The sequence below is a fragment of the Rhizobium sp. A22-96 genome (assembly GCF_053521805.1).
In genome coordinates this window covers 202,424-229,387 of sequence record NZ_JBNWDQ010000007.1, presented here as the reverse complement: position 1 = coordinate 229,387, position 26,964 = coordinate 202,424, and the positions used below count along the sequence as shown (strand labels likewise).

The window sequence follows — 26,964 nt, the reverse complement described above, 5'->3', positions numbered from 1 at the left end:
GGGTCCGTGATTGCGGTGTCAATCGCGGAACCAAGCCCAGGTGAGCCCGTTCACTTCCGATATAGGAGGAAACTCATGGCTCCCCGTTCATTCTGGAAAGGTTATCTGAAACTCTCGCTCGTGACCTGCCCGGTTGCGATGGCGCCGGCAACGAGCGAAAACGAAAAGGTTCGCTTTCACACCCTTAACAGGGCCACCGGCAACCGTGTCGTCAGCCGCTACATCGACAACGTCACCGGCAAAGCCGTGGACGAAGATGGTGAGGTCAAAGGATATGAGCGGGGCGAGGGCGATTATGTCATGCTGGAAGACGACGAACTCGATGCGGTGGCGCTTGAGAGCACGCGCACGATCGATATCGAAATGTTCGTGCCGCGCGACAGTATCGAATGGATCTGGCTCGACACGCCGCACTATCTGACGCCGGATGATGCCGTCGGTGAGGAAGCCTATTGTGTCATCCGCGATGCCATGGCGGCCACGCAAATGATCGGAGTCTCGCGGCTGGTCATGTACCGTCGCGAGCGGGCGGTCATGCTGGAACCACGAGACAAGGGTATCATATTATGGACATTGCGATTTGGCGATGAAGTGCGCGGCGAGGGGGACTATTTCGGCGATATCGAGGCGAAATCAGTGGATTCGAAGCTGCTGGGCCTGGTGCGAAAACTGATCGTGGAACGCACCAAGCCGTGGGATCCCGGCATGGTTGCCGATCCCGTGCAGCAAAAACTGCTCGACATCATCGCATCCAGAAAGAAGGGCCGCAAACGCCCTGCAAAGGCTCGAGCCGATGGAGAGGCGGCGCCCGGCAATGTCATCAGCATCATGGACGCGCTTCGAAAGAGCCTTTCGCAGGAAGCCGGCGCAAAGAAACGGTAGGGGTCGAGGTTGCGTTAATCACGTTAGAATGGCCGGCCTCAGACGCTGCGCTTCCGTCTTTTCTCGGCACGTAGCGGCACGGCCGATGTCTTGAATTCGGCCCATGGGTCTGAACGAAGTGCGCCAAGCCTTGCCGGCGCGTTGAGCACGGTGAAATAGTCAGGTCCGATGGCGGGGCTAAGCTCATCCCATGACAGAGGCATGGAAACCGCGGCACTCGGACGGGCGCGCGTCGAATATGGCGCTACCGCCGTGGCGCCTCGCTGGTTGCGAAGGTAGTCAATCAGGATCTTTCCCTTCCGTTTCGATTTGGCGATGGTCGAGACGTAACGTCCGGGGCTGTCAGATGCCATCGCATCGGCGATACCCTTCGTAAAGGCTTTGATCTCCGGCCATTCAGCTTTCGGCACGAGCGGGCAGACAATGTGCAGACCCTTGCCGCCCGATGTCTTGACGAAGGGGGTAAGCCCTGCCTGTATCAGCCGCTCTCGCGTTTCCTCCGCTGCAGCAATCACCTCGCTCCAATCGACACCAGGCCCCGGATCGAGGTCCATGACGATGGTGTCCGGCTTCTCCCAATTGCCGATCATCGATCCCCATGGATGAATCTCAAGGACCGCTGCCTGCACCAGGCTGATCAGCCCATCGAGACCGTTGATGCTGACATAGGGCTCTTCGTCTTTAGGATCCTTGGCTAGAGCGATATTCCGGTTCATGCCATTCCATGCGTGTTTCTGGAAGAAGTGCTGGCCATTGATCCCGTTCGGGCAACGGACCAGCGCCAAGGGTCGACCGACGATGAACGGCCCGATATGGCTCCAGACTTCAGCATAATAGTCGGCAAGCCCAGCCTTGGTCACACCCTCGTCCGGCCAATAGAGCCGGTCGCCATGGGTCAAGGTCACGTTGGGTCGGACAGGTGTTGCCCGTGCCTTCGCCGCAGCTTTCGGCACCTCGCGCACGATTTCCAAGGGATCCTTGTCTTCGCGCAGACCGCGGAAAGAGGCGTGGCGCAAGTGCCCGTCGGCTGTCCAGGTGCGAAATTCGACTTCTGCCACCAAATCGGGCCGCACGAAGCGGACGCCTCGACTTTCCTCGGCGGTCAGTGTCACCGCAAAGGGGCATTGTTCGGCCTTCAGGCGGCTCAGTTTTTTGAAGAGCTGCTCGGCAACGACATTGCTGAAACCCGTGCCGACGCGACCGACATGCTCGAGCTTGCCGTTGTCGTAGACGCCAAGGACAAGCGATCCGATAGCCTTTCTGGAGGTGCTGGAGGCGACCCAGCCGGCAATGACGAACTCCTGGCGCGACGAGCATTTCGATTTGACCCATGTCTTTCCGCGCCCAGATCGATAAGGGTCACTCGCCACCTTGGAAACGATGCCTTCGAGGCTCAGCCGGCAGGCATGCTTCAACAACAGGTCACCATTCGCATCGAAATGGCTGCTGAAGCGCAAAATTCCCGTCTCTGAGGGTATGATCTGCTGCAGCAGTTCCTTACGCTGGACCAGCGGGCAAGCCCGGAGATCATAGCCGTCGAGATAGATGAGATCGAACGCGTAGAAGACGAAGCGATCGCTGCGGCCCTCGCTGAGATCCGATTGCAACGCGGAGAAATCCGAAGCGCCGGCTGCCTGCTCCACTACCAGCTCTCCATCGATGATGGCCGCTCCGACGGGCAGGCCCTTGAAGGCGCCGACAATGTCCTTGCCGAACTTTGCCGTCCAGTCGAGGCCGCTGCGGGTCAGCAACTTGACGCGGCCGGCCTCGATGCGAACCTCAAGCCGATAGCCATCGAATTTGATTTCATGAAGCCAGCGTGCTCCGAGCGGCGGCTTTGACACCAGAGTTGCCAAAGCAGGCTCGACGAAGGTCGGGAGTGCCGCTTTTTTTGCACCTTTCACGGTAGACGGTTCGGCGAGGGCGGGCGCCGCATCCGGGGGGGTGGGTTCGGGCTTATTCTTCGGCTTGGGTTTCCTGCGATCGATCCTGCCCGTCCTGGAGGACCAGCATGGCTCTTCTCCCTTGACCTCGTCGATCTCTCTGCCCGTTTTGGCCGATTCCGGTCGCTCATCGAGTATGTCGGGCGCGCCTTCCGGTCGGGCCGCATCGTCCTCTCCTTTGATCAGCAGCCAGTTTTCTCTCTTGTCCCGTGGCTTTCCGGCCATGCGGATCAGATGCCAATGACCTCGCAGTTTTTCTCCATGCAGCTCGAATTCGAGATGGCCCTTGGCGTAACCCTTATGGGGATCGCCGAGCGGCGTCCAGGAACCGCGATCCCAGACGATGACGGTGCCTCCGCCATATTCGCCCTTCGGGATGGTGCCTTCGAAGTCGCCATATTCCAGAGGATGATCCTCCGTTTGTACGGCGAGCCGCTTCTCGCCGACGACCAGGCTCGGTCCCCTGGTGACGGCCCAGCTTTTCAACACGCCATCCATCTCAAGGCGAAAATCGTAATGAAGCCGGCGCGCCGCATGCTTTTGAATGACGAAGCTGTTGCCGGCAGGCTTTCGCTTTCTGGCCGCCCGGCCCTTCGGCTCTGCTGTTCTGCCGAAATCGCGTTTACGGTTGTAATCCTCTAGCGCCATTGTCAACTCGCCTTGCGCTCACGCCGTGACGGCGTCCGCGGGTTCGATTTCGCTGTCTTTCCACGCGCAGAACCCGACTTCGTCGCTGCCCGTTTCGATTTGCCGCCATTGCGCAAGCCGGCACTCTCTCGCAGAGCCGCCATGAGATCGGTGACATCGGTCGCTTTGGTGGGCTTGCGTACTGGGATCGGCTTGCCTTCGACTTTGGCCTTGACGAGCTCGGTGAGCGCCGCCTCGTAGCGATCGTCGAACGCGCTCGCGTTGAATGTGCCTTTCTTCGTGGCAATGATGTGCTTGGCGAGATCGAGCATCTCGCCCTTGATTTTGATATCCGGCACATCTTCGAAGGCCTCGTCCACCGGGCGAACCTCATAGTCGAAGTTCATGGTCGTGGCGATCAAGCCCTTTCCATGCGCGCGGATCATGAGCGTCCGCAGGCGCCGGAAAAGAACTGTCCGGGCGATCGCGGCGACCTTCTGCTTACGCATGCCTTCGCGGATCAGCGCAAAGGCCTCTTCACCGGCGGCGGCTGAAGGAGCGAGATAGTAAGGCCGATCAAAATAAACGTCATCGATATCGGAGCACGCAAGAAACGCCGTCACGTGCAAGATCTTGTCGCTTTCCGGAACGGCAGCGGCGACCTCGTCGGGTTCAAGGATGATGTAGTCGTCCTTGTTGATCTGATAGCCCTTGACCTGATCGTCGCGCTCGACTGGTTTCCCTGTCTCGCTGTCGACGAACTCCCGCTTCACGCGATTGCCGGTTTCCCGGTTGAGGGTATGGAAGGAGATCCGCTCAGACGTCGAAACGGCGGTGTAGAGGGCGACCGCGCAGCTCACCTCGCCAAATTTCAGAAATCCCTTCCATTGCGCGCGCGGGGCCATATGACAACTCCAGATCGACACTCCGAATCAAACGAGATACGCCGAGCATTGTTCCTCGGGCGGCAGAGGGCGCCTGGCTTGGCGGCACCGGCGCGAAAGGAAATCAGATATCGATCAGGGCAATCCCGAGATCCTTTTGATGGCGGCGTCGAAGATGGCCTGGCGCTTCGACAATCGTTGCCTCCAATGTCGGGTGAACGGTTCCGTCGAGAAAATGGCCTCCGCGGGTCGAGCCATCCTTCAGGCCAAGGACAGCATGGAGATGCAGGCTCGCCTTGCCGTCATCACCCGTAGCAATGTCGCCGATGAGGCTCAGCACCTCGCATTGCTCGGTAACGGGAATCTTGCGGTAACTGCGATCGGCAAAATCAAACCAGCCTACAGTTGCCTTTTCGAAAGCACCGATGGCGCTGATCGAAGCTGCCGTCAATCCTTGTTCCGTCGCAAATGTTGCGAGCGCGGAGTAGGCTTCTTCTTTGGCGTCGAGTACGACGACGTAGGTCTTTGGGCCGTCTACCTCGCTGATTTTTTTGAAGTTCATGAGGAATTCCTTGCCATATTGGCGTCATGGGATTGGGCAATCGGCAAATCCGCTTGGACTGGTTTCGGTCCGCAATTCGCGCCTGCAGGGGGCATGATGCCGCCAATCTGCTCATGAGGCTCGTCCGTCTTCGTCATCGATAACGTTGGTATCGGGGCGGTCTCCGCCATCGGCGTGTTCCGTATGCCAGCCGCCATCGGGAAGCTGATAGGCAATCTCGGCGTCGCGACCTTCGAGATGCTGGCGTTCGGCCGCCGCCTTGGCCGCGGCAAGCGCGGTGTCGTGGTCCGGGAAGGTCTCAGACCAAACGTCTCCAAGGCGGTAGCCATATCCGCCATCGTGCTTTCCAACATGGTAGGTAACAGTCATCCCCTTATCCTCCATTATGGCGCCTTCTGGCGCTTACCGTCTTGCCAGGCGCATGACGAGCGATACGACGAACAATAGGAGAAAGATGAAGAAAAGGATTTGAGCGATAGACGCCGATGCACCCGCAATGCCACCGAACCCGAGCGCGCCTGCTATAAGAGCCACGACTAGAAATACCAGCGCGTAATAGAGCATCTTTGCCTCCACAGTTGTTACGATGGGACAACGACGCAAACCACGCTTGGTTCCTCGCAATGAACAGGAGGTCTATTAATTGATTGAATCACAAGGATATTGAGGCGTGTACTCATGCTTGGCGACCCGTTCGAACAGGCCCGCTGGCGACCGCCGCCGACGTTGGATTTGAAGTCTTCGTTATTGGCGATGATAGTCGGAACAAAGGCCAGAAGGCCGAGTTACTACCAAGTCAGAATGGATTGGCAGATAACCCGCTTGGGTGAGGAGGAACGATGGCCACTGACAAACACGAGCAGATCCGCCGCCGCGCTTACGAGCTATGGGAGGAGGAAGGCCGCCCGGAGGGAGCGGCAATGCGGCATTGGCTGCAAGCCGCCGATGAACTGGAGGAAGACAATGAGCACGAGACACTTACGGATCTGATTGATGAGGACGACCGTGATGACGAAGCCATGCTTCATGCCGCTGGCGAAAGCGGAGATTTTGGCCGGTCGCCGCCTAAACGGAAGAACGGTAACATCGCCGAACGCTGATCATTATACGAAATCCTGAATGCTCAACTCAGGAGAATGGCGCCGGTCGGCATCGTCAAAGATGATAGCTCTGAATCCTAGCCGCCGCCGCTCTAGGTGAAATTGATTGAGGGCAAAAAAGACATGACTTCATTGCGGCGTCTGGGAGCAAGCCCCTCTATTTCCTGTTTCCAGAAGGTTTCGGCTTCCACCGGATCGGGCTCCCAGCTCTTGGTCGACAGAATATTATCATCCATCATCAGGAGTCGGCGTCCACCCAGTCGCAGGTATTCGTTTGCAAGGTCCTGAGCGCTGTTGTTCATCATTCTATTCCTCGAAAAGGATCGATAGCGTCTGCAATCCATTGTCTGTTTGCTGACATGAAATGGCTTGCAACGACGATCGGGAGGGTTGTGTGGACCCTCCCATAGGTTTCGTCACTGGCATTTTGTAGTCGAGGTCTTGTCGTTCGTTTGACTGTCCTGCGCGCTATTGCTCTGCGTGGTGTTTTTACCGGTCTTCATAGCGTTGCAGTCCTGGGATTGACCGTTGGAATTGGCGTGGCTGCCGGACGTATCGCTGCCGTTTGTACTTCCGTTTCCGTTGGACGTGCCGCTGCTCTGCGACCCTGTACCTGCGCCATTGCCACTGCCCGAGCCGCTGGAGCCGGACTGCTGCGCCATGGCGGCAGTAGCCATGCCGATCGAAAGGGCACACACGGCGATCATCTTCGTCAACATAGGATTTTCCTCTCTTCTGTTGTCATGTTCAAACTCGCCGGCCATGAAGTTGTTTCGAAATATTCGGAATTTATTTCTCGGGAACCTCCGCAACCCTGCGCCGTTAACGGCAGTAGTTTGATATGTCTTCCACTAACAGGTCTTGCCTTGGACAATTCCGCGCCATTGACGCAACGACATGCCTTGCGCCGCGACCAGCCACTCTGGGCTGCCATCCGCGGCGGATCGATCAAGACGGGCCGAACCATTGCTCACAGCGCCTATGACGTGATCATTGTCGGTGCCGGCATAAGCGGTGCCCTTATGGCGCATGCACTGAGCGGAAAAAGCCTGCGCGTCCTCGTGGTCGATCGGCGGTCACCCGTGCAGGGAAGCAGCCTGGCAAGCACGGCGATGATCCAGCATGAAATCGATGTTCCTCTGCATGTGCTTCAGAAAAAGATGGGGGTCAGGGAAGCTCAGCGCGTGTGGCAGCGTTCGGCCAGTGCGGTGGAGCAACTCGCTAGAATTGTACACGATCTTAATGTCAAATGCTCGTTCCAGAGAAAGAGGACCCTGTTCTTGGCCGGTGAGGAGTACGGCTCCCGCGCATTGAAAGCAGAATGGGAGGCAAGGAACGAAGCGGGCATCGGTGCAGACCTGCTAGGTGCATCAATGCTACGAGAACAGTTCCAGATCGTTCGCACAGCGGCGATCGACAGCACGATCTCCGCCTCTGCGAATCCCGCACAACTGACAGCGGGAGTTCTTCGGCGGGTCGGGATGCATGGCACGGAGATCGTTTCCGGTGTCGACATCAAGGATGTCAGGGCGTTTGACGAGGACGTCGTGCTCTCGACGTCGGAAGGAGTCCTGCTGTCGGCGCGACATGTCGTGTTCTGCACGGGTTATGAATTCTTGGAATCGCTTGCGAACAAAAGCCAGAAGGTGATTTCCACCTGGGCTCTCGCCAGCCGCCCCAAGCTCAAACGGCCAGATTGGCTGGATCAGTATCTCGTCTGGGAAGGATCCGATCCGTATCTCTATTTTCGATCCACACCTGACGGCAGGATCATTCTTGGGGGAGAAGACGAAAACGGTGAAGACGCCTATAAGGACGAGGCGAAGCGCGCGCGCAAGACGAAGGCGCTGGTCGAAAAGCTAGCGGACCTCACAGGCATAGCGATCGGGAAGCCGGAGTTCGAATGGTCGGCGGCCTTTGCCGTCACACCTGATGGCCTGCCTATGATTGGCCGTGTCCCTCACATGAAGAACGTGTTCGTGACGATGGGTTTCGGGGGAAATGGCATCACATTCAGTCAGATCGCAGCCGAGCTGATCGCGGGCGAGATCCTTGGGCATCATGATGCCGATTGGGACCTGTTTCCGATTTCCTGAGGCGATCAGGAGTTCAGCGGCCGTCATTGTGCGGATGAGACGCCCGCCAATGTTGGGAACTATAGGCTGTTGCGGGCGTTCGGGTAAGGCCAACACAAGAGGAGGCTAAAATGATTTCCGCAGACAAGATTGCCGAACATATGGAAGTAATCGCCGCAGACGGCATCCATGTCGGGACCGTCGACCACATGGACGGAGAAAGCCGTATCAAGCTCACCAAAAGCGGTTCCGATGATGGTCGGCACCATCTGATCCCGATCGACTGGGTCGACCACGTCGACGCCCATGTGCATCTGACGAAAAATTCGGACGATGTCCGTAGCCAGTGGTCTTCGATCAACTGACAGATCCTGAGGGGGCCATGGTCATTGATCCGTGGCCCCGTTCGCTGGCATCATCGCGCGGTATTCGAACTATATCGATACGATAGCGTACTCTGCTCTTGCGTAGGTTTGATATCCTCAACCACTATCGCTTCGCGGAGGGATCCAAATTCTTCTTTACGCGATCGGCTTCATCCGCATCGGCGCGTCCCGATGGGATTCCTGGGGAAGTGGTCGATACAGGGTCCGATGCTGGAAAGGTGTCTTCCAGGCCTTTCTCGAGTGAGCCCTTGGCGGTCTTTCTGCGCTGCTCGGCCTGTTCCTGTCTCATGGATTCGACTGCTGGCGACTTGCGATTGGGCATTGATGTTCCTCCGGTGTCCAGGGTAATCCGCCTGGCTCCAGGAAGTTCCGTCTTGGCCGGTCCATCGGCAATCTCGACAACGTTCGGCAGAGCCAAATTTGCTTTGCATCGCTTTGGCGAGATGTTCAGCGTCCTCGTCGGTAGCGCCGACCATTTGTCGGAAGGGACGCTTGGGTTCGTGTGGCCTTCGTTGACGGACATAAAGCCGTTTGCAGTCGACGGAACAATCTAGGGTCTGACGTGTTTCCTCCAAGTATCCGAAACTGGATGCAAAATTCGGAGGAACTCCATGAAAAAGTTGGCTTTTAGCCTTGCTGCCATATGTCTGGCGGCCCCGGTCGCGTTCGCCCAGAGCGAGACGCCCAAGACATCGCAGACGACTCCTGCAATGTCCACCTCCGGCGAAACCAATCCCGGCGCACCGGTCGCCGGCAAGAACAGTTTTACCGAGGCCCAAGCAAAATCGCGGATCGAAAACGCAGGCTACACCGACGTGTCGGGTCTCAAACTCGATGACCAGGGCGTATGGCGGGCGATGGCCAGCAAGGATGGAAAGCAGGGAAGCGTCTCTGTCGACTTCCAAGGCAATGTCGTGATGGCAAAGTGATCGCTTTCAGCGATCGAACCACAATAAAAATGAAGAGGAAATGCCGATGACCATCGTTAGTGGACTTTATGACAATTACGACGACGCGCAAACCGCCGTGAAGGCCTTGGAAGATGCAGGTGTGCCTTCCGATCAGATCAGTATTGTCTCGCGCAAGGACGGTAAGGAAAAGGTCGAAGGGCAGGGCAACAATGCCGCCGAAGGTGCCGGAACAGGCGCTGGAATTGGTGTTGTCGCCGGTGGCGCTGGTGGCTTGCTGGCAGGGCTTGGCATGCTAGCCATCCCTGGCGTTGGCCCCGTGGTTGCGGCCGGTTGGCTCGTCGCGACAGCGGCCGGCGCCGTTGCGGGCGCCGTGGTCGGTGGCGCTGCAGGCGGGATCGTCGGCGCAATGATCTCATCGGGCGTTCCCGAAAAGGATGCCCACTTATATGCCGAAGCTTTGCGTCGCGGTGGCTCCGTCGTCATTGCAAAAGTGGCTGATGACCAGGTTGCGGCATCACAGGCGATCCTTAACGACGCACGAGCGCTCGATCTTGATGACCTTCGGGCCAAGTATAGCGCCGATGGATGGTTGCGCTTCGATGATGCGGCCGATCCATACACGTCCGATCAGATTGCCGCAGAGCGTGGGCGCGATCGGATAGATCCCCGCGCTTAAGTGACTTCGGTGATGAGCGGCGAGGACTGCCCCTTTCGCTCGTCACCGCATATCGGGGTCGCATGAAGCGGAAATTTTCGCAATCAGCTCAATTCGGCATTTCGGCCTTTCTGGTGGCAAAAGTGGTCTCTGCTCCGAACTCTCCGCATGTCGGCGTTTTTGGAAGCTGGAGATGTCAACGTCCCATTGCCTGCCCAACGGAACAATCGCGGAACGATCGCGTTCGGTAATCATGGTCCAACGTCGCTGGACTTTCACAAGTTCGTCAAGGAGACGAAACAATGACAAGTAAAATCAGCATATTGTTCGGTGCTCTTGCAATCGGTGCGCTGGTACCGCTGGCCGCTCACGCTCAGGGCGTGGTGGGAGGAGCACAAAATGGTGCAGACCAAGGCAATCGTCAGGCCGGGCCGGTCGGTGCCGTGGTTGGCGGCGCGGTAGGCGCAGTAACCGGCGGCGTGAATGGGCTGCTGGGAATCGATCAACGCCCCCGTTTTCACGACTATGTCGTCCGCGAGAACCGACCGTCGATTGTATATCAGGATAGCGTTGCCGTCGGCGCCGTGCTTCCAGAGGACGGCGTGGAATACTATGACGTCCCACCAGAATACGGGGTGACGAAATATCGTTATACCGTTCTGAACAACCACATCGTTCTCGTTGATCCGCACACACGGACAATCGTCGAGGTAGTTCAGTGAGAACACGACTGCATGCCCCTGAATAGTGGAAGACATGATAGTTATGTCTACGCGTGACCGACTGATCGATCGCGTCGGAAGCCGCTGTTTCGGCCACGCCGCCACCGCGGTAACACTTATGCCGCCGACTGGCCGTCGGCGGACGCGTCGAGCCCGTCCTACCTCCGCTTTTGAAATCGCTGATGTGAGATCGCCGGCTGAGCCACGACCGTCTTTTGATTGGAACATTGTCGCTGCCGACCGGTTTCGCTCGCTCAATGATGGAGATGATGATGGCAGACAAAAGTGACGATACTGGCAGAGTATGGGATCTGGTCGACAAGATCGGATTTTGCATGCTCACGACGAAGACTAACGGCGATCTGCGGGCACGGCCGATGGCGGCGCACGCAGAGCGTATTGAGAACGCAATATACTTCCTGACAGATGCCGCCAGTCATAAAGACGACGAGATAGCTCGCGCTCCGAGCGTCTGCCTTGCCTTTGCCGATTCGAAGGGTCAAAAATACGTCTCGATTTCTGGTGCCGCTGAAGTCTTGAACGATCGGGAGAGGGTTAAGGAACTATGGGCCACACCTGCCAAAGCGTGGTGGAACAATGCCGACGACCCGTCCATCCGAGTCCTCAGAGTGACCCCTTCCTTCGCGGAATACTGGGATAGTCCTGGCACAGTGATCAGCTATATAAAAATGGCCGCGGCGGCTGTCAGCCACTCGCGCCCGGACATGGGCACCAACGCCAAGATTGAGATGTAGACAATCTCGCAGGCTGATTAAGGCCAGATCGGTCATCCATCGCTAAGGCCCCGAACCAATCGTGCCAGCCGTGCCAGCTTTCGGCTTGCCCATCGAATTCTTTACAGCGGGAATTCCCAGTAGCAGATGATTTGCTCTGATCCCTTCGAGAACACCTTATCTCTGAGGTGCTCGTGAGATTGTAATCAATGCATAATCTCATGAAACTTAACAGCTCGCCTCGGCTCATGGTTCACATTCATTCTCAAATCGGCCTTCAAGACGGAGGCCGTGAATATCCCCTCCGGCATCACCGCACCGAACTTCATTCCGAATGTCGAGGAACTGGCTGCCACCAATCCTGACCTCGTGGTGCAATGGCCCGAGTACGGTGCCAATATCGTCGAGCCGATTACCAATGCCGGTCTTCCCGCATGCTCATTTCCTGCGGGCACGGAACAGAAGGCGCGCGACTATCAGGCGATGGTCGCCACCGCCATGGGTAAGCCGGAACGGACCGAACGAAGTTCTTCCTAAAAAAATGGCCCGGTCTGATGCCGGGCCAAAGTTGTGGGAGCGAGCAGACCGGGAGAGATCAATGACTCGCGCAGCTTTAACGGGCGCAGCTTTGAATAGTTCCCCGCAGCGCAAACCGCTGGGCTAATTCGTCGAATTGTGCAGCGAGGAGATCGCAGCGGCCTTCGAGATGCCTGGCGAGCCCGCGGCCCTCCTTTCAACGATAACGCGGGCGCCTCACATTGAAGCCCTCAGCGTTGCCAAATCGATGAGGGCAGCACGCGAAGGGTCGGTGCTTCCGCCATTGGCCCAATAGTTTACGATCTGCGGTGGAAGTCAGGACTTCATCTTCGCGTCCGCCTTCCTACTGCGCGTCGGATGATCTCAAGGTCTCGTTCCGTGCGAGCTCCAGCTCTTGGCGGATTTCTGATGGGCTCAGGCTTACTGCATTGGTCATTTACGGATCAAAGGGCATGATTTTAATATATTACTTTTAGAAGCTTGGTTGCCATGCCGCCACATTGCTTCCAACCTTTGAGGATTCTGTCATGAAGAAAAAAATTATCGCTTTGGCCTTGCTTGTCTTTGCATCTCCCTTGGCCGTACACGCTGCGACCCTCAAGTTCCCCAGCGAAAAACCCGTTGCCAGTATTACCATTCCGGATAGCTGGAAGCCGGAGGAAACAGACAGCGGCGTCCAAGGAACATCGGCGGATTCTGCCATCTATCTTTCCGCTGACGTTGCCAGCAGCAAGTCAATGGACAAGGTCGTCACCGACGCCATCGATTTCCTCGCGAAGAACAAAATCACGGTTGATCCCTCGACCCGAAAGGAGACGCCTGTCACCGACGTCAACGGGATGCAGATGACGACCCTCGAGTGGGACGGCAGCGATGAAGACGGCCCGGTCAGCGTTGGTTTGCTCTTCGTGCAAACATCCGGTGACAACGCCCTCGTCGTAACCTATTGGGGAACCAAGGGAGAGGAAGACAAGCATGCCGCCGAAGTTCAGGCTATCATCGCATCGATCAAGCCGGTTGAATGATCGGTGAGAAAGCTGTCGGTCCGGTCGTCACCGCCGTTGGCTGGAGGCCCGGATCGGCCGCAGGCTCGTCTTCGAGTTATTGCTGTCGGACAGCGAAATCGTAGGCCTTGGGAAACTACCTCGGCATCGCATCGAGCGCGGGATAAGTTTCGCATGAAATTCAGCAAACCAGCCCTTCGAAGGAATTTTGTGACGTCCGCGGCAAAGACTTCTCAAGAAGCGATTGTGCATTGAATCTCAGGTGGGCAGGCACCATATGGACGGTACCGGAGACATCTGAAACGGGCGTCGCCGAGTGTGGGTGCACAATGTGCCTCAGCCCCAAAGAAGGAGGACAGCATGTCTTCCATTCACGGCGTATATATCCGGCAAAGTTTGTGGCAATCCGCTCGCCGGTTCCGGTTTATGGAATTGTTCATAAAATCCACCCCGCTGATAGGCCTCGCCTTTCTAGTATACGTTACCTTTAAGGGTATTCTTTCGTAGCGCTTGGCGGTTCAAGCCCAGCCTTCGTAGGCCCTCTGACTCTCGTGACAGCGGCAAGTCGTACCAAAGAGAATTTCTTATCATATTCGAGGTCATCCATCATGGAACGCACCACAGAAACAGAAATCACCTTTGCCCATCCGTTTGTGTTGAGCTCGTTGATTGTACCGCTTGAAGCGGGAACCTATCGGCTGATTGTCGATGAGGAGGAAATCGAAGGCCTGTCGTTCTCGGCATTTAGAAGAACGTCGACGCAGCTTGAGATACCGTCGATAGAAACATCTATCGGAACCAGGCAACGCCTGCGCGTCTCTTCGCAAGAAATCGAAACCGCCCTGGCTAAAGACGCAAGAGCTGGTGATTAAGCCTGTTCGGGGGCTACCCGCAATTGGTAAGTCGAGCCAGGACCCCAACTATGAAAAGCTCGTGACATGACGATCGCATTTCCGAACAGGGCCAGAAGCTATGACGCTAAGGCCAAACATATCCGCTTCCTCGGGCATGACGGCATGTTCGAAGTCCGATTCTTCGTGGAAATCGATGTCCTGACGAATGGGCTTCTTTCTGCCGGGGAGTCGGAACGCGATTATCTCAATGCATTCGACAATTTGCGAAGCAGAGTTTTGGACGTGGCGAAACGGGTTTATGCCTCAAAACGGAAGAATTCGATTGTCCTGAAATTGGCAGATTTTCACTAGCGTATCGTTCTTGGGCTGCGATTCCGAAGGATTCTTATCGAGATCACTTTGGACCAGACCATCGACGTATCCAGTATCTCGAAGCACGCGGCTGCAGGGTTAGAAACGGTCCATACATTTTTGCAGGAGAACCAGGATGGAATCGCGCTTTGGCAAAAGAGTGATGGCTACAGCCATGATTGTCGGATTGGCCCTATCTATTCTCTATGGATTAAGCGGTTCTCACAAGCCGCCCGCGTCAACAACTCCCGCTGCAACCGAAATCGCGAAATAGTCGCCTCTGCAGGCCCTCCACGCTGCTTCTGGGCCCAATTGCAACAGAATACGAACATTCTCACAAATGCTTCACAACGGCCCTTATCAAGCCGTCGTATAACGACGGGAACTGATAGTGAAAAAGAAAACGGCAAACGTGGAAAGCTGAAGGGCCGGAGCCAAGGCCTGTGGAAATGCCGGGCAGGGCGCTGTAGCCACCCCATATCCACCCCAAAGCAGAGAAGCTCGTGCGTGGGATCACGGCTATCTTGATCGACAAAATCTCAATGCGCACCGGGATGATTTGTCTCGCAAACGCGCAACCCTACGCCTTCCTCTAGCGCTCTGACTGTTAAATAAAGTGCGTGCCGTCGCTGCACGTGTCGAGATCGCAAATCTACCGTTCATTTATAATGGTCCCGCCACTCGGCGAGACCTATATTTATATCCGAGGATATTGAGCACACAGCCCATCATGCTTTCAAATGAGGCGATCTTCGTCTTCCGCCACCACCGGCGAATGACCATCGGCAGCTTTTGCCCTGGGTTTTTTCACTTCCGCCGCAGGCGCCTGGATTTGCGCAGAGCGCTTGTCCTCGGCGTCCTTCGGCAACGGTTGCGGATCGGGTTTCTTTTCGAAGCGGATCATCGTGATTCTCTCTCTCTATGGTTGTTGAGGTTCCGTCGCTAGCCACATTGGCTCTATGGGACGGGTGTTGGTTTCAATATCCCATGCCGCTCATGTCACCATTTCCGCTCGCTGTAGCGAAATCCCTTGTCGGGATATCGGTGATCATTGCTTCAGCTGTGATGAGAAGTGCTGCGATCGAGCCAGCATCCTGCAGGGCGGTACGGACAACTTTAGCGGGGTCGACGATGCCAGCCACGACCATATCGACATAGGTTTCCGTCTGCGCATCGAAGCCTTGATTGTAGTCCGCGCTATCGGCGAGCCTGCCTATGACGAGCGAGCCTTCGACACCTGCATTGTCGGCAATCTGGCGGATGGGCGCTTCAAGCGCCCGCAGCACGATCGAGATGCCGGCTGTTATGTCTGCATTTTCGCCAGTCAGTCCTGTCAGCACCGACCGCGCGCGCAACAGCGCCACGCCGCCGCCGGGCACGATGCCTTCCTCGACCGCCGCACGGGTGGCATTCAAAGCATCATCGATACGATCCTTCTTTTCCTTGACCTCGATCTCGGTCACACCGCCGACACGGATCACGGCGACGCCGCCTGCAAGCTTGGCCAAGCGCTCCTGCAACTTTTCCTTGTCGTAATCGCTGGTCGTATCTTCGATCTGCATTTTGATCTGTTGGATACGCGCCTGGATCGTCACCTTCTCGCCCAAGCCGTCGATAATGGTGGTCGTGTCCTTGTCGATCAAGACGCGCTTTGCACGTCCCAGCATCTCGGTGGTGACATTTTCGAGCTTGATGCCGAGATCTTCTGAGATCACCTGACCGGCAGTCAAAACGGCAATATCCTCCAGCATCGCCTTGCGGCGGTCGCCAAATCCGGGAGCCTTGACTGCCGCAACTTTCAGGCCACCACGCAGCTTGTTGACGACCAAGGTCGCAAGCGCTTCGCCTTCCACGTCTTCCGAGATGATCAGCAACGGCTGACCGCTTTGCACCACGGCCTCAAGGATCGGCAGCATCGCCTGCAGATTGCCAAGCTTCTTCTCGTGCAGGAGGATGTAGGGCTCCTCGAGCTCCACACACATCTTCTCGGCATTGGTGACGAAGTACGGCGACAGATAGCCGCGATCGAACTGCATGCCCTCGACGACGTCGAGTTCGGTGTCCGCGGCCCTCGCCTCCTCGACCGTAATGACGCCCTCGTTGCCGACTTTGTCCATCGCCCTGGCGATTATCTCGCCAATGCTCGCGTCGCTATTGGCAGCAATCGTGCCGACCTGCGCGACCTCACTGGAGGATTGCACCTTTTTGGCACGCGCCTTGATTTCCTTGACCACGGCGGCTACGGCAAGATCGATGCCACGCTTGAGATCCATGGGGTTCATGCCGACGGCGACAAGTTTCACACCCTCACGCAGGATGGAAGCAGCAAGTACCGTTGCGGTCGTTGTACCGTCACCGGCAAGGTCATTGGTCTTGGAAGCGACTTCACGCACCATCTGTGCGCCCATATTCTCGAACTTGTCGGCTAGCTCAATTTCCCTCGCGACGGTGACGCCATCCTTGGTGATACGCGGCGCGCCATAGGCACTGGCAATCACGACGTTGCGGCCCTTGGGACCGAGCGTGACTTTGACGGCGTTGTTGAGCAGCTCGACGCCGCGTAGCATGCGATCGCGCGCATCGGCGGAGAATCTGATTTCTTTGGCAGACATGATATTCGTCCAGTTCGGTCATAGGATTGGAGAATTGGAAATCGGGCCGTCAGGCGACCTTTTGGGCGTCTGCGTCGGTCTTTCCGACGATGCCCATAATGTCGGCTTCCTTCATGACGAGGAGTTCCTCGCCATCGATCTTGATCTCGGTTCCGGACCATTTTCCGAACAGGATCGTGTCGCCGGTCTTGACGTCAGGTGGGATCAACACGCCGGCTTCGTTGCGTATGCCAGGACCAACGGCAATCACTTCGCCTTCCTGCGGCTTTTCCTTGGCGATGTCTGGAATAATGATCCCGCCCTTGGATTTGAAATCACCTTCGGCGCGTCGGATAACGACGCGATCGTGGAGTGGACGGAATTTCATAGGGGTTCTTTCTGCAGCCGGTGCATAGGGCGGCTGGTATTCTCATATAGCACTTATGGCACTCGGTTGATAGGAGTGCTAAGAATTATTACCGTTCATAAGGATCATTGAAAAATATAAGTTCAGAAATAATTTGGAAATCTTGATTTAATCTGGGTGTAAAATCAGAGTTTTATCGCAGTTAATCCATATTTTTATTTTATTGATTCTGGAATTTTTTTCCACCTATTCACAATAGCATCTTAATTGGCATTCATAAATCCAGAACACGGATGCTTCGAACGTCGCGCAACGTTTAGGTCGGAAGCCACCTGCTGAACAGCATCTCCTTTGGCGCCATCTGTGTATGAACTTGGCTGTGGCCAAAAACTGCCGCTCAACAGGACGATAAACATTGCCCCATCCCAGGCAGGCCTTCGACCGACGCTTTCAGCTGGTTCTGATCAAGCCGTCGCATTATGACGACGATGGATATGTGATCCGCTGGTGGCGGGCCATGATCCCGTCGAATTCCCTTGCCGCGATCTATGGCATCGCAAGCGATTGCGTCGAGCGCCAGGTGCTCGGGCCGGATATCGACATTGACATCATGGTCATCGATGAAACCAATACCCGCGTCAATGTGTCGGCACTCATCGACAAATTTCGCCGCAACGCCAATTTCGGCATGGTTGCCCTCGTTGGCGTCCAATCCAATCAGTATCCTCGTGCACTCGACATAGCCAAGCCTTTCCGTGAGGCGAAGATCCAGGTTTCCATCGGCGGGTTTCATGTTTCGGGCTGTCTGTCGATGCTCGACGGACGAGCCGTGGGGCTCGACGCCTGCCGCGACATGGGCATTTCCATGTTTGCCGGCGAAGTAGAAGGCCGGCTTGATCGCTTGCTTCAGGATGCTGCGTCAAATCGGTTGGAACCTCTCTACAATTTCATGAACGACTTACCTGGCATCGGCGGAACGCCCGTTCCTTTCCTGCCTAAAGACAATATCCACGGCACCCTTGGTCTGAGCACGAGCTTTGACGCGGGAAGAGGCTGCCCATACCAATGCTCCTTCTGCACCATCATCAACGTCCAGGGGCGTAAGTCCCGATTCCGTTCCGCCGACGACGTCGAAAAGCTGGTGCGGATGAACTGGGCGCAGGGCATCCACAAATTCTTCATCACAGATGACAATTTCGCCCGCAACAAGGATTGGGAGGCCATCTTTGATCGCTTGATCGAGCTTAAGGAAAGGGATGGTATTCCGCTCGGCCTGATGATCCAGGTCGATACGCTTTGCCACAAGATCCCGAACTTCATCGAAAAATCCAAACGTGCCGGTGTGACCCGCGTTTTCATCGGGCTGGAGAACGTCAATCCGGACAATCTTGCCGCCGCCAAAAAGAACCAGAACAAGATCACCGAGTATCGCAAGATGCTGCTCGCCTGGAAGGCGCAAGGCATCATGACACTGGCCGGCTATATTCTAGGTTTCCCGGCGGATACGCCTGAAACGATCCGGCGCGATATCGCCATCATTCAGGAAGAGCTGCCGCTCGACGTCATCGAGTTCTTCATTTTGACGCCGCTGCCCGGCTCGGAGGATCATCAGACGCTGTGGAAGACGGGCGTCGCAATGGAGCCCGACCTCAACATCTACGATGTCGAGCATGTTTGTACCGCTCATCCGAAAATGAACAAGCAGGAATGGGAAGACATCTATCACGAAGCGTGGTCGCTCTACTATTCGCCGGAGCACATGAAGACGCTGCTGCGCCGGGCGATCGCGACCGGCGTGCCGCTGGCGAGCCTCGTCAAGGTGCTGGTCTCCTTTGCCACAACCGTTCCATTGGAGAACGTTCATCCGTTGCAAAGCGGTCTGTTGCGGCTGAAGCACCCCTCGGAGCGGCGCCCTGCCATGCGGCGGGAACATGCCGTTCTTTTCTGGCCCCGCTTTGCCTGGCAAACTTTCGCCAAGCATGTGAGCTTGGCGGGCACCATCGCAAGATTGGCAGTATCGGCCTATTTCATCGCAAGAGACCCGTCTTCAAAGACCTATATGGACAAGGCCCTGACGCCTGTCGCCAATGATGACGATGAAAAGCTTGATCTCTTCACCAAGACGGATGGCGGTACCGCTGCGGTCAACCACGTGAAGAGGATTGCCAAGCTCACACGCGCCAGTTCGGCTGCCTGATTGCCGCTGTTGAATGAGATTCTGATCCGACTGTGAAATACGTCCGCTGGGGCTCTGTCTCAAGTCGAGCAAAAAGCGCAGTTCGCGAACTGCAAGAATCCCTTGGATAAACGACATTGAGCGCGCCACGGCGATTTCAACGTGAATAAACATTTCGCCAAGGTCGTATTAGCGAGGACCGCAACCTATTCCTTTATCGGTGCTGGGATCTCGCGACGTTTCGCATGGATGCGATCTAAACTAGAATTCGAATTGGTCGATCGCAGCTTCGAGTCCTGTCAAGACCACGGATATGAGTCAGAGCTCTTCCCACTTGCAGTCGATATGCCGGCCTCGCTTCCGTTGTCGAAATTGAGATCTGAGAAGGCTGTAGAGCTGCGATTTTGAACATGAGATTGCCGTGATCTCTTCACGTCGCCAGCAGCTCTGCAGTTTCTGCGCTAAGGAATGGGCTCGACCGATGGTTAAGTCCAAAAACTGACCTTACGCCGAATGAGGCATGAGCTTGTTGCGATAGGCAACACTCGCCTGAGCAAACTCAAACGGCTAGCGCGGATTGTTACGGTCAGCGACCAGGGTTTGGGTGCCATTCGCCGGCACCAGCCGCCAAAGAGATGTCCATGTCAGGATTCCGGCTCCGACATCTGCCCATCCGTCCTTATCCGTATTGGCATCCTCAGGTGCACGATCCTTCACATGGGCAGACACGAGATTGGGGGTATCGTCTCAGCCATTCTGCAGAGTTCGCACCGGCACATGACATCCACGCCATATCTGCCTGCCAGACCAGCGGATTCCGCGCGTCGCCTCGAACTTCACCCCCAAGCATTAGGGGCAGTCGGCAGAAGCATGAAGAGCTGGCTGCGTCTTGCGTGAAAGGGTGTAGCGCGACAATCGCCTTTGTCATCGAAGGTAGTGAATATGGGGTCGTCCATGATGAGGCGAAATCTCCACCCACGCCTCGATGGCGAAGACGTCTCTCAATAAATCTTCCGTCACCACGTCTTCCGGTGGCCCTGAGATGACAACCGCGCCGCGCTGCATGACAATCAACTGGTCGCAAAACATGGCGGCGTGGTTGAGATCGTGAAGCGCGATGACGCTGGTGATCGGTAGGCCGGAGACAAGCCGGAGCAGGCTGATCTGGTGCTGAATGTCGAGGTGGTTGGTCGGCTCGTCCAGAATAAGCTCCGTTGGAGCCTGGGCGAGAGCTCGGGCGATATGTGTCCGCTGCTTTTCGCCGCCGGACAGACTCTGCCAGCGGTCATGACGCTTCTCCTTCATGGCGGCCCTTGAGAGGGCACTTTCGACGGCTTCGTCATCCGCTGATGTCCAGCCGGAAAACATCGATCGGTGTGGAAAGCGGCCGAGTTTTACGACGTCAATCACCTTGAGATTGGCGTTGGTCGCGCTGTGTTGCTCGACGAAAGCGACGCGACGCGCGATCGCGCGGCGAGACATGGTGTTGAGCGTCGTCTGGCCGAGGGTGATATGCCCGGCGTGCGGCTGCTTCAGCCCGGCCAGCAGACGTAGCAGTGATGTTTTGCCGGAACCGTTCGGCCCGAGCAGACCCAGCATTTTGCCCTGAGGTATATCGAGGGAGACACGATCGAGTATGGTTTTCGTGCCGATTTTCCAGATGATATTCTCGGCCCTGATACTCATGACGCGCGCTGAAACCGGTAGAGGATGATGGAGAAGACGGGGACGCCCACCAATGCCGTCACGACCCCAATCGGAAGGACTTGCTGGGGGACAAGTGCACGCGACGCGATGTCCGCCAGCACCATGAAGATGGCTCCGACCACGGCGCAGGCCGGCAGCAGCCGAACATGGAGCGGCCCGACGATAAAGCGAGCCGCATGGGGTACGACAAGACCAACGAAGCCGATCGAACCCACCATGCTGACGACCGTCGCTGTCATCATCGCAGTCAGGGCGAACAGCCCGATCCGCGCTCTCGCGACGTTGACGCCAAGAGACGAGGCGGCCTCGTCCCCGAAAGCGAAAGCATCCAGCACGCGCGCGTAGAGCAGGCAGGCAATCAACCCGCCGCCGACCACTATCGATACCAGCATAAACTCGGGCCACCGGACGCCGCCGAAACTGCCGAGCAGCCAGAACATCACATCGCGCGCCTGCTGTGCGCTTCCCGATGTCGTCACGACATAGGACGTTGCGGCGTTGAACAGCTGCGAGGCGGCGACGCCCGCCAGGATCGTTCGATCAGCGCCGCCGCGCGTGCCATTGGACAGGAGTGCTACCAGAAAAAAGGCCACAAAAGCCCCTGCAAAGGCCCCTGCCGACAGGGAAACCGCGCCGGCGCCGGCGCCGAGAATGACGACCGCGACGGCACCGGTCGAGGCGCCTGCCGAAATGCCGAGCACATAGGGTTCCGCCAGCGGGTTTTGCAGAAGCGACTGCATGATCGCCCCGGACAATGCAAGGCCCGCGCCGCAGAAGGCCGCTACCAATGCCCGGCTGAGCCGATAGTCCCAGATAACCGTCTCGTGGATGCGGTTGAGCTCGACGGCCGTCCATCCCACCCGATTGGTGATGGCGTAGAATGTCGTCGAAAGCGGGATGGGCAGATCGCCAATGCCAACGCTGATGCCGACGATCAAGCTGATCGCTGCAAGGGAGGCCAAAAGCAGCAGGCCGAAGATGGCCAGCTGCCGGAGGTTGCGGTGTTTGCATGTCACTTCAGCAGACCAAGAGCCTTGAGCTGCTGGGCAACCTGTTCGGCGCCATAGATCGTCCGGATCGCCGGGTTCATCGCCTGGCCGTCCATAATGACGATGGCCTTGTTCTTGACCGCCGGAAGTTGGCTGACGGCGGGATCAGTGGTCAGGAACTTGATCTTAGCTTCGGGTTTGTCGAGCTCCCAGCGATTGCGATCGAGGCTGGCGACGACAATGACATCCGGATTGGCTGCGATGATGCTCTCCCAACCAAGCGTTGGCCATTCGGCTTCCGCGGTGATGGCATTGCGACCGCCAAGCAGATCGGCGATGAAGCCGGACGCGCTGTTCTTGCCGCCGAGATAGGCGTCGGAGGAGGGCGATTGGCTGGAGAACCAGAAGACGTAGGAGAGTTGTTTGCCGTCTTTTGATACACTTGAGCGAAGAGCGGCCTCGCGTGCCTTGAAATCGGCGACCAACGCTTGGCCCCGGTCAGGCACATCGAAAATCTGGGAGAGTTCGTCGATCTCCTTGTAGAGGAGATCCATATTCCACAGCTGACCACGGCTGCCGTACTGATCCTTGACCACGGCCGTGCTGAGGCAGGTGCTCGGCGAAAGATAGGTTGGAATGCCGACCTTATCGAAGTCTTCGCGTTTCGCGACCTTGCTGTTAGGACCCATCAGGCTCGGCAGTGCGGCGGCCACGAAATCGGGATTTTCCGAAAGAATGGATTCGAAGGTCGGAAATTCGACGGTCAGCAATTTGACCTTGGAATTCGCCTCGGCGAGCTGCGGCAGGACCTTGCTTGGCCAAAAGGCGGTGCCGACCATCTTGTCTTCAAGACCGAGCAGCAGGAGAATTTCCGCGCTGTTCTGGCCAAGCCCGATCGCCCGTGCCGGCGCTTTCTGGAACGTGACCTTTGCGCCACAATTATCGATGGTCAAAGGATAACTCGTCGCGGCTGCGGCCGGCTGCGCCGCGGCAAGTCCAATGGCGGCGCAAAGCCCTGAGATTGCCAAAAGTGATTTCAATATGGTCACGGAAAATACCCTGATCGTTTGCAGTCAGACGAACTCGGACGAAAATGTCCGCGCCGGTATTGCCCTGCAAGCGAACGGAAAACAAGAGTATATTTATCATATTTATTGGGCTGCAGATAAGCCACCTGTTCCATCTTTGCCCTCAGAAATCGGCAACCTTGCCCCAGACGGAAGCGGTGAAGCGATCTGGATGATAGGGCTGGGGGTCGACGATAGGCCTGGCGCCGGTGACGATATCCGCAATCAGATGCCCCGCTCCGGGGCCGATGCCGAAGCCGTGGCCGGAAAATCCAGCGGCGAGAATGAAGCCCGGCAGCGTGGCAATTTCGCCGATACCGGGGACGCCGTCCGGCGTGCTGTCGACATATCCCGCCCAAGCGGCTGTGATCTCGGCCTTGTGCAGCTCGGGCAATAGTTCCAGAGCCCGCGCGTGTGTCAGTTCTATCGTGGCCTGGTCCGGTCTGGGGTCGAGGATACGCATGTATTCCATCGGCGTCGGTCGATCGAGCCGCCAGCGCTTCAAGGTTTCGTGGCCCGAGCGGAAACCTTCGACCCCGCCCGGCGAAAGGCTTTTCCGTCGTTTGAGAAACATCGGAATGAATTGCGATGCGAAGCGCAGCTGTTGTGGCGTCACATCCACCCGGGCGCGGCCACTGATTGCCAGCGTATAGCCGCCATCGCCGCGGCGCGTGACCGATACGCCGCTGGTGTGCAAGGCATCCGGCAATTCCCCGGCGCCGGCGGAAACGGCCAGTATGGACGAACGAACGGAGGCTTGGGGAAAGCGGATCCCCAATTGCCGGCAGAAGGATGACGCCCAGGCGCCGCCGGCGAGGATCGCGGTCTTGGTGCGGATTAAGCCGCTTTCTGTGATCACGCCGCTGACGCGCCCCGCTTCCGTTTCCAGACCGCGCGCGGCGCAGTTCTGATGAATGGTACCGCCGAGCTTCGTGATCGCGCGCGCGACGGCGGGTGCCGCATTGGCTGGATCGGCAATCCCATCGGTCGGCGAGAAGACGCCGCCTTTCCAGATGCGTCCGGTCGCGCGGCCGCGTTCGGTCGCAGCGGCATTGTCGAGCATATGGGTCGTGACACCGACCGTTCTGGCAAAATCGTGCCAGCGTGCCCAGTCGGCGATCTCCTGCTCGTCATTGCTGAGATAGAATAGCCCGCAGCGGCGGAAGCCGACATTCTCGCCACTTTCGGCCGCGAATTTTTCCCAGAGATCGAGGCTCTTCGTGGCGATCGGGAGCTCGCGGCTATCGCGGTTCTGCTGCCGGCACCATCCCCAATTGCGGCTGGATTGTTCCGCGCCGATCAGCCCCTTTTCGACGAGAGCGACACGCAAGCCTGATCTCGCCAGATAATATGCAGCGAAAACGCCGACAATACCGCCGCCGATGATCACTGCGTCGGCGAACTTCGGCAACTCGGTCGAGCTTTCGATGAGGCAAAGCGGTGCGGGCATAGGCGATCTCCAGATTCCTCTCAAATCTAATGGATTGATTGGCCAAACGTTGCTGGAGATTGCCCGGCTGCCGAATTTTATGCCGCGAATGACCCGTGATATAAACTATTGTGCTGCAAAGCAGATTTGTCTTCCGGATAGACATGATCGAGTGATGTGTTAGGCTTTGTCTTCCTCGACAACAGCATTTTGTGCCGTGCTTCTGGCACCCTTTCAACGGCGGACTTCTCTTATGAAACTGGATCGGATCGACATCAAAATCCTCTACGAGCTTCAGAAAAACGGCCGCATCACCAATGTCGAACTGGCCGAGCTCGTCGCTCTTTCACCCAGCCCGTGCCTCATGCGTGTCAAGCGGCTCCAGACGGAAGGATATATCGAAGGCTACTCGGCCCAGATCAATCTTGCCAAGCTCGGCCAGACACTGACCGTCTTCACTGAAATCACCCTGAAGAACCACAGACAGATCGACTTTGCCCGCTTTCTGAACGTGGTCGAGAAAATCGACCAGGTGATCGAGTGCCATCTCGTGTCGGGCGGTTACGACTATCTCATCAAGTTCGTCACCGCCGGGATCGGCGAGTACCAGACCGTCATGGAACGGCTGACCGACATGGATATCGGCATCGACAAGTATTTCAGCTTCGTCGTGCTCAAATCACCGATCGTCAAGTCGCATATGCCGCTCACTAGCCTGTTTCCGATGTAAGCGGCATCCAGCATCACGGCATTGGCTAGCCGTGACCATATTCGCGCTTGAGCTCCGGATCCTGGACAAGATTGTCAAGCCAGGTCGGATCAAGCTTGGGAACGGACCCGAACAGCAGTTGCGAATAGGGGTGACGAGGCGCATTCGTGGTCTCGAGCGTGATCTGTTCCACCTTTTTACCGCCATACATCACGACGATCTCGTCGCAGATCGCCTCGACAACCGAGAGGTCATGGCTGATGAAGATGTAGGACAGATGCAGCTCACGCTGCAGCTCCTTGAGGAGATCGATGATCGCGGCGGCAACGACAGTATCGAGGGCAGAGGTAATTTCATCGCAGATGATCAGGCGTGGTTCGGCGGCAAGGGCGCGGGCGAAATTCACACGCTGTTTTTGGCCGCCCGATAATTCCGAGGGATAGCGATAGCGAAGCGCGCGGGGCAATCGCACCATGTCAAGCAGCTGATCGACTCTTGCCTCCCGCGCCTTGCGATCCATACCGTGATAGAAGACCAAGGGTCGCTCGAGAATATCGGCGATCGACTTGGCCGGATTGAGCGCCGTATCGGCATATTGAAAGACGATCTGCATCTCCCGCAATTGATCGCGCGTGCGCAATTTGGCGGTGCGATTCATGTCGCTGCCATTGAAGCCGATGGTGCCCGACACGGCCGGCAATATTCCTGCAATCGCACGCGCGAGCGTCGACTTTCCGCATCCGGACTCTCCGATGATGCCGAGATTTCTGCCTTTCTCCACCTCAAGGCTCACGGATTGAACCGCACAGACCGCCGGCAGGCCGTTGGCCTGGATATCGCCATAGCCCGCAACGAGGCCGTCGATCCTCAACACGGGCGCAATCGGCTCGCCTGTTTTGCTGTCGCGGATAGCCTGCTTCGGCTCGAAGGCCGCCAACAACTCGCGCGTATAGGGATGGCTCGGCCGCGTCAGAATCGCCTCGGCTTTCGCCAATTCCTGGATTTCACCGCCTTTGAGCACGGCGATGCGATCGGCGATCTGCGCCACGACCGCCAGATCGTGCGACACGTAAACGCCGGCAATGTCGCCTGCACGGATGACGGATTTGAATGCCTTCAGCACGTCGATCTGCGTCGTTACGTCGAGTGCGGTGGTCGGTTCGTCAAAAATGACAAGTTTGGGTTCGCCGATCAAAGCCATGGCGGCGGCCAATCGCTGCAACTGGCCGCCCGAGACCTGATGCGGAAATCGTTCGCCGATCGTTTCCGGATTTGGCAAGGAAAGAGCCCGGAAGAGCTCGATTGCGCGCTGGCGCGCCTTTTCAGGAGGCATCAGGCGATGAATGCGGGTGACTTCGATCACCTGCTCCATGATCTTCGTGGCTGGATTAAACGCCGCTGCCGCGCTTTGCGGGATATAGGCAACCGTGGTACCCCTTACGTTCGAGCGTTCGCTCTCCGTAAGAGCGGCCATGTCCTGGCCGTCCACCTCAATCTTGCCGCCGGAGATGCGGCAGCCCTCTCGCGCATGCCCCAGCAGGGTCAACGCGATCGTCGTCTTGCCGGAGCCGCTTTCGCCGATGAGAGCAACAATTTCGCCTTTGGCGATATCGAAACTGACGCCCTTGATGATCTCGATGATGCGGCCGGAATCCGTCCTGGCTTCGACCTTGAGATTGCTGATTTCAACGAGATTGGCCAT

Annotated in this window: 28 protein-coding genes and 2 pseudogenes; 14 read left to right on the top strand and 16 right to left on the bottom strand. The window is 57.1% G+C overall.

Going from position 1 to position 26,964, the window contains the following annotated elements; translation table 11 throughout:
- Window positions 1-75: 75 nt before the first annotated feature.
- Window positions 76-882 carry a non-homologous end joining protein Ku gene (gene ku, locus ACQZ6F_RS28235; RefSeq protein ID WP_449095104.1) on the top strand — a complete coding sequence of 269 codons (807 nt, stop codon included), beginning with the start codon at window positions 76-78 and terminating at the stop codon, window positions 880-882.
- A gap of 38 nt (window positions 883-920) precedes the next feature.
- Here ku (ACQZ6F_RS28235) and ligD read toward each other — a convergent pair whose 3' ends face one another.
- The 5 genes from ligD to ACQZ6F_RS28210 all read right to left on the bottom strand — a co-directional run bounded on the left by ligD (window position 921) and on the right by ACQZ6F_RS28210 (window position 5,462).
- Window positions 921-3,473, bottom strand: coding sequence for a DNA ligase D (ligD, locus tag ACQZ6F_RS28230; RefSeq protein WP_449095105.1), 2,553 nt, complete (start codon window positions 3,471-3,473; stop codon window positions 921-923).
- Window positions 3,474-3,475: 2 nt separating this feature from the next.
- Window positions 3,476-4,357 carry a non-homologous end joining protein Ku gene (gene ku, locus ACQZ6F_RS28225; protein ID WP_449095106.1) on the bottom strand — a complete coding sequence of 294 codons (882 nt, stop codon included), beginning with the start codon at window positions 4,355-4,357 and terminating at the stop codon, window positions 3,476-3,478.
- Between the two features lie 103 nt (window positions 4,358-4,460).
- Window positions 4,461-4,898 carry a PPC domain-containing DNA-binding protein gene (locus ACQZ6F_RS28220; protein WP_449095107.1) on the bottom strand — a complete coding sequence of 146 codons (438 nt, stop codon included), beginning with the start codon at window positions 4,896-4,898 and terminating at the stop codon, window positions 4,461-4,463.
- Between the two features lie 111 nt (window positions 4,899-5,009).
- Complete coding sequence (locus ACQZ6F_RS28215; protein ID WP_449095108.1) at window positions 5,010-5,267, bottom strand: hypothetical protein; 258 nt, start codon at window positions 5,265-5,267, stop codon at window positions 5,010-5,012.
- Between the two features lie 33 nt (window positions 5,268-5,300).
- Window positions 5,301-5,462 (bottom strand): DUF1328 domain-containing protein, encoded by a 162-nt coding sequence (locus ACQZ6F_RS28210; RefSeq protein ID WP_077472287.1) that lies wholly within the window; start codon window positions 5,460-5,462, stop codon window positions 5,301-5,303.
- Between the two features lie 275 nt (window positions 5,463-5,737).
- Between ACQZ6F_RS28210 and ACQZ6F_RS28205 the strand changes: the two are divergent.
- Window positions 5,738-5,956, top strand: a pseudogene (locus ACQZ6F_RS28205) (DUF2934 domain-containing protein); the annotation flags it as partial.
- A 134-nt stretch (window positions 5,957-6,090) separates the two neighbouring features.
- On the opposite strand, the gene ACQZ6F_RS28200 reads toward ACQZ6F_RS28205, so the two are convergent.
- Window positions 6,091-6,303 (bottom strand): hypothetical protein, encoded by a 213-nt coding sequence (locus ACQZ6F_RS28200; protein ID WP_449095109.1) that lies wholly within the window; start codon window positions 6,301-6,303, stop codon window positions 6,091-6,093.
- A 111-nt stretch (window positions 6,304-6,414) separates the two neighbouring features.
- The gene (locus ACQZ6F_RS28195) at window positions 6,415-6,717 is read right to left on the bottom strand and encodes a hypothetical protein (RefSeq protein WP_077472284.1); all 303 of its coding nucleotides are present in this window, start codon (window positions 6,715-6,717) and stop codon (window positions 6,415-6,417) included.
- 183 nt (window positions 6,718-6,900) lie between these two features.
- On the opposite strand from ACQZ6F_RS28195, the gene ACQZ6F_RS28190 reads away from it, so the two are divergent.
- Window positions 6,901-8,094, top strand: coding sequence for an NAD(P)/FAD-dependent oxidoreductase (locus tag ACQZ6F_RS28190; protein ID WP_449095110.1), 1,194 nt, complete (start codon window positions 6,901-6,903; stop codon window positions 8,092-8,094).
- A gap of 110 nt (window positions 8,095-8,204) precedes the next feature.
- Window positions 8,205-8,438 carry a DUF2171 domain-containing protein gene (locus ACQZ6F_RS28185; RefSeq protein ID WP_077472282.1) on the top strand — a complete coding sequence of 78 codons (234 nt, stop codon included), beginning with the start codon at window positions 8,205-8,207 and terminating at the stop codon, window positions 8,436-8,438.
- Window positions 8,439-8,574: 136 nt separating this feature from the next.
- Here the strand turns inward: ACQZ6F_RS28185 and ACQZ6F_RS28180 are convergent.
- A pseudogene (locus ACQZ6F_RS28180) lies at window positions 8,575-8,781 on the bottom strand (hypothetical protein); the annotation flags it as partial.
- Between the two features lie 289 nt (window positions 8,782-9,070).
- Between ACQZ6F_RS28180 and ACQZ6F_RS28175 the strand changes: the two are divergent.
- From ACQZ6F_RS28175 to ACQZ6F_RS28140, 8 genes are all read left to right on the top strand, one after another.
- Entirely contained in the window at window positions 9,071-9,388 is a 318-nt protein-coding gene (locus ACQZ6F_RS28175) for a PepSY domain-containing protein (RefSeq protein WP_449095111.1), read from the top strand.
- 46 nt (window positions 9,389-9,434) lie between these two features.
- Window positions 9,435-10,046 (top strand): general stress protein, encoded by a 612-nt coding sequence (locus tag ACQZ6F_RS28170; RefSeq protein WP_449095112.1) that lies wholly within the window; start codon window positions 9,435-9,437, stop codon window positions 10,044-10,046.
- Window positions 10,047-10,327: 281 nt separating this feature from the next.
- On the top strand, window positions 10,328-10,747 hold the full coding sequence (locus tag ACQZ6F_RS28165) for a DUF1236 domain-containing protein (RefSeq protein ID WP_068395035.1): 420 nt from the start codon (window positions 10,328-10,330) through the stop codon (window positions 10,745-10,747).
- A gap of 260 nt (window positions 10,748-11,007) precedes the next feature.
- Window positions 11,008-11,502: a pyridoxamine 5'-phosphate oxidase family protein gene (locus ACQZ6F_RS28160; RefSeq protein WP_449095301.1), complete on the top strand. Its 495-nt coding sequence runs from the start codon at window positions 11,008-11,010 to the stop codon at window positions 11,500-11,502.
- Window positions 11,503-11,772: 270 nt separating this feature from the next.
- A complete protein-coding gene (locus tag ACQZ6F_RS28155; protein ID WP_449095113.1) occupies window positions 11,773-12,018 on the top strand; it encodes a hypothetical protein in 246 nt (81 codons plus the stop codon).
- 527 nt (window positions 12,019-12,545) lie between these two features.
- The gene (locus ACQZ6F_RS28150; RefSeq protein WP_449095114.1) at window positions 12,546-13,043 is read left to right on the top strand and encodes a histidine kinase; all 498 of its coding nucleotides are present in this window, start codon (window positions 12,546-12,548) and stop codon (window positions 13,041-13,043) included.
- Window positions 13,044-13,627: 584 nt separating this feature from the next.
- Window positions 13,628-13,894 (top strand): hypothetical protein, encoded by a 267-nt coding sequence (locus tag ACQZ6F_RS28145; RefSeq protein ID WP_077472353.1) that lies wholly within the window; start codon window positions 13,628-13,630, stop codon window positions 13,892-13,894.
- A 66-nt stretch (window positions 13,895-13,960) separates the two neighbouring features.
- Entirely contained in the window at window positions 13,961-14,227 is a 267-nt protein-coding gene (locus ACQZ6F_RS28140; protein WP_077472276.1) for a DUF1488 family protein, read from the top strand.
- A gap of 736 nt (window positions 14,228-14,963) precedes the next feature.
- Here the strand turns inward: ACQZ6F_RS28140 and ACQZ6F_RS28135 are convergent.
- From ACQZ6F_RS28135 to ACQZ6F_RS28125, 3 genes are all read right to left on the bottom strand, one after another.
- Window positions 14,964-15,131, bottom strand: coding sequence for a hypothetical protein (locus ACQZ6F_RS28135; RefSeq protein ID WP_449095115.1), 168 nt, complete (start codon window positions 15,129-15,131; stop codon window positions 14,964-14,966).
- Between the two features lie 73 nt (window positions 15,132-15,204).
- The gene (gene groL, locus ACQZ6F_RS28130; protein WP_449095116.1) at window positions 15,205-16,839 is read right to left on the bottom strand and encodes a chaperonin GroEL; all 1,635 of its coding nucleotides are present in this window, start codon (window positions 16,837-16,839) and stop codon (window positions 15,205-15,207) included.
- Window positions 16,840-16,888: 49 nt separating this feature from the next.
- Window positions 16,889-17,206, bottom strand: a complete 318-nt coding sequence (locus ACQZ6F_RS28125; RefSeq protein ID WP_449095117.1) for a co-chaperone GroES — start codon at window positions 17,204-17,206, stop codon at window positions 16,889-16,891.
- 394 nt (window positions 17,207-17,600) lie between these two features.
- On the opposite strand from ACQZ6F_RS28125, the gene ACQZ6F_RS28120 reads away from it, so the two are divergent.
- Window positions 17,601-19,382 (top strand): B12-binding domain-containing radical SAM protein, encoded by a 1,782-nt coding sequence (locus ACQZ6F_RS28120; protein ID WP_449095118.1) that lies wholly within the window; start codon window positions 17,601-17,603, stop codon window positions 19,380-19,382.
- Between the two features lie 903 nt (window positions 19,383-20,285).
- Here ACQZ6F_RS28120 and ACQZ6F_RS28115 read toward each other — a convergent pair.
- The 4 genes from ACQZ6F_RS28115 to ACQZ6F_RS28100 form a co-directional block, all read right to left on the bottom strand.
- Window positions 20,286-21,047: an ABC transporter ATP-binding protein gene (locus tag ACQZ6F_RS28115; RefSeq protein WP_449095119.1), complete on the bottom strand. Its 762-nt coding sequence runs from the start codon at window positions 21,045-21,047 to the stop codon at window positions 20,286-20,288.
- Window positions 21,044-22,084, bottom strand: a complete 1,041-nt coding sequence (locus ACQZ6F_RS28110; RefSeq protein ID WP_449095120.1) for a FecCD family ABC transporter permease — start codon at window positions 22,082-22,084, stop codon at window positions 21,044-21,046. The genes ACQZ6F_RS28115 and ACQZ6F_RS28110 overlap by 4 nt, the downstream gene beginning before the upstream one ends.
- Window positions 22,081-23,106 carry an ABC transporter substrate-binding protein gene (locus tag ACQZ6F_RS28105; protein ID WP_449095121.1) on the bottom strand — a complete coding sequence of 342 codons (1,026 nt, stop codon included), beginning with the start codon at window positions 23,104-23,106 and terminating at the stop codon, window positions 22,081-22,083. Before ACQZ6F_RS28105 ends, ACQZ6F_RS28110 begins: the two co-directional genes overlap by 4 nt.
- Window positions 23,107-23,248: 142 nt before the next feature.
- On the bottom strand, window positions 23,249-24,574 hold the full coding sequence (locus ACQZ6F_RS28100) for an NAD(P)/FAD-dependent oxidoreductase (protein WP_449095122.1): 1,326 nt from the start codon (window positions 24,572-24,574) through the stop codon (window positions 23,249-23,251).
- 232 nt (window positions 24,575-24,806) lie between these two features.
- Between ACQZ6F_RS28100 and ACQZ6F_RS28095 the strand changes: the two genes are divergently transcribed.
- Window positions 24,807-25,283: an Lrp/AsnC family transcriptional regulator gene (locus ACQZ6F_RS28095; RefSeq protein WP_449095123.1), complete on the top strand. Its 477-nt coding sequence runs from the start codon at window positions 24,807-24,809 to the stop codon at window positions 25,281-25,283.
- A 25-nt stretch (window positions 25,284-25,308) separates the two neighbouring features.
- Here ACQZ6F_RS28095 and ACQZ6F_RS28090 read toward each other — a convergent pair whose 3' ends face one another.
- On the bottom strand, window positions 25,309-26,964 hold the full coding sequence (locus ACQZ6F_RS28090) for an ABC transporter ATP-binding protein (RefSeq protein WP_449095124.1): 1,656 nt from the start codon (window positions 26,962-26,964) through the stop codon (window positions 25,309-25,311).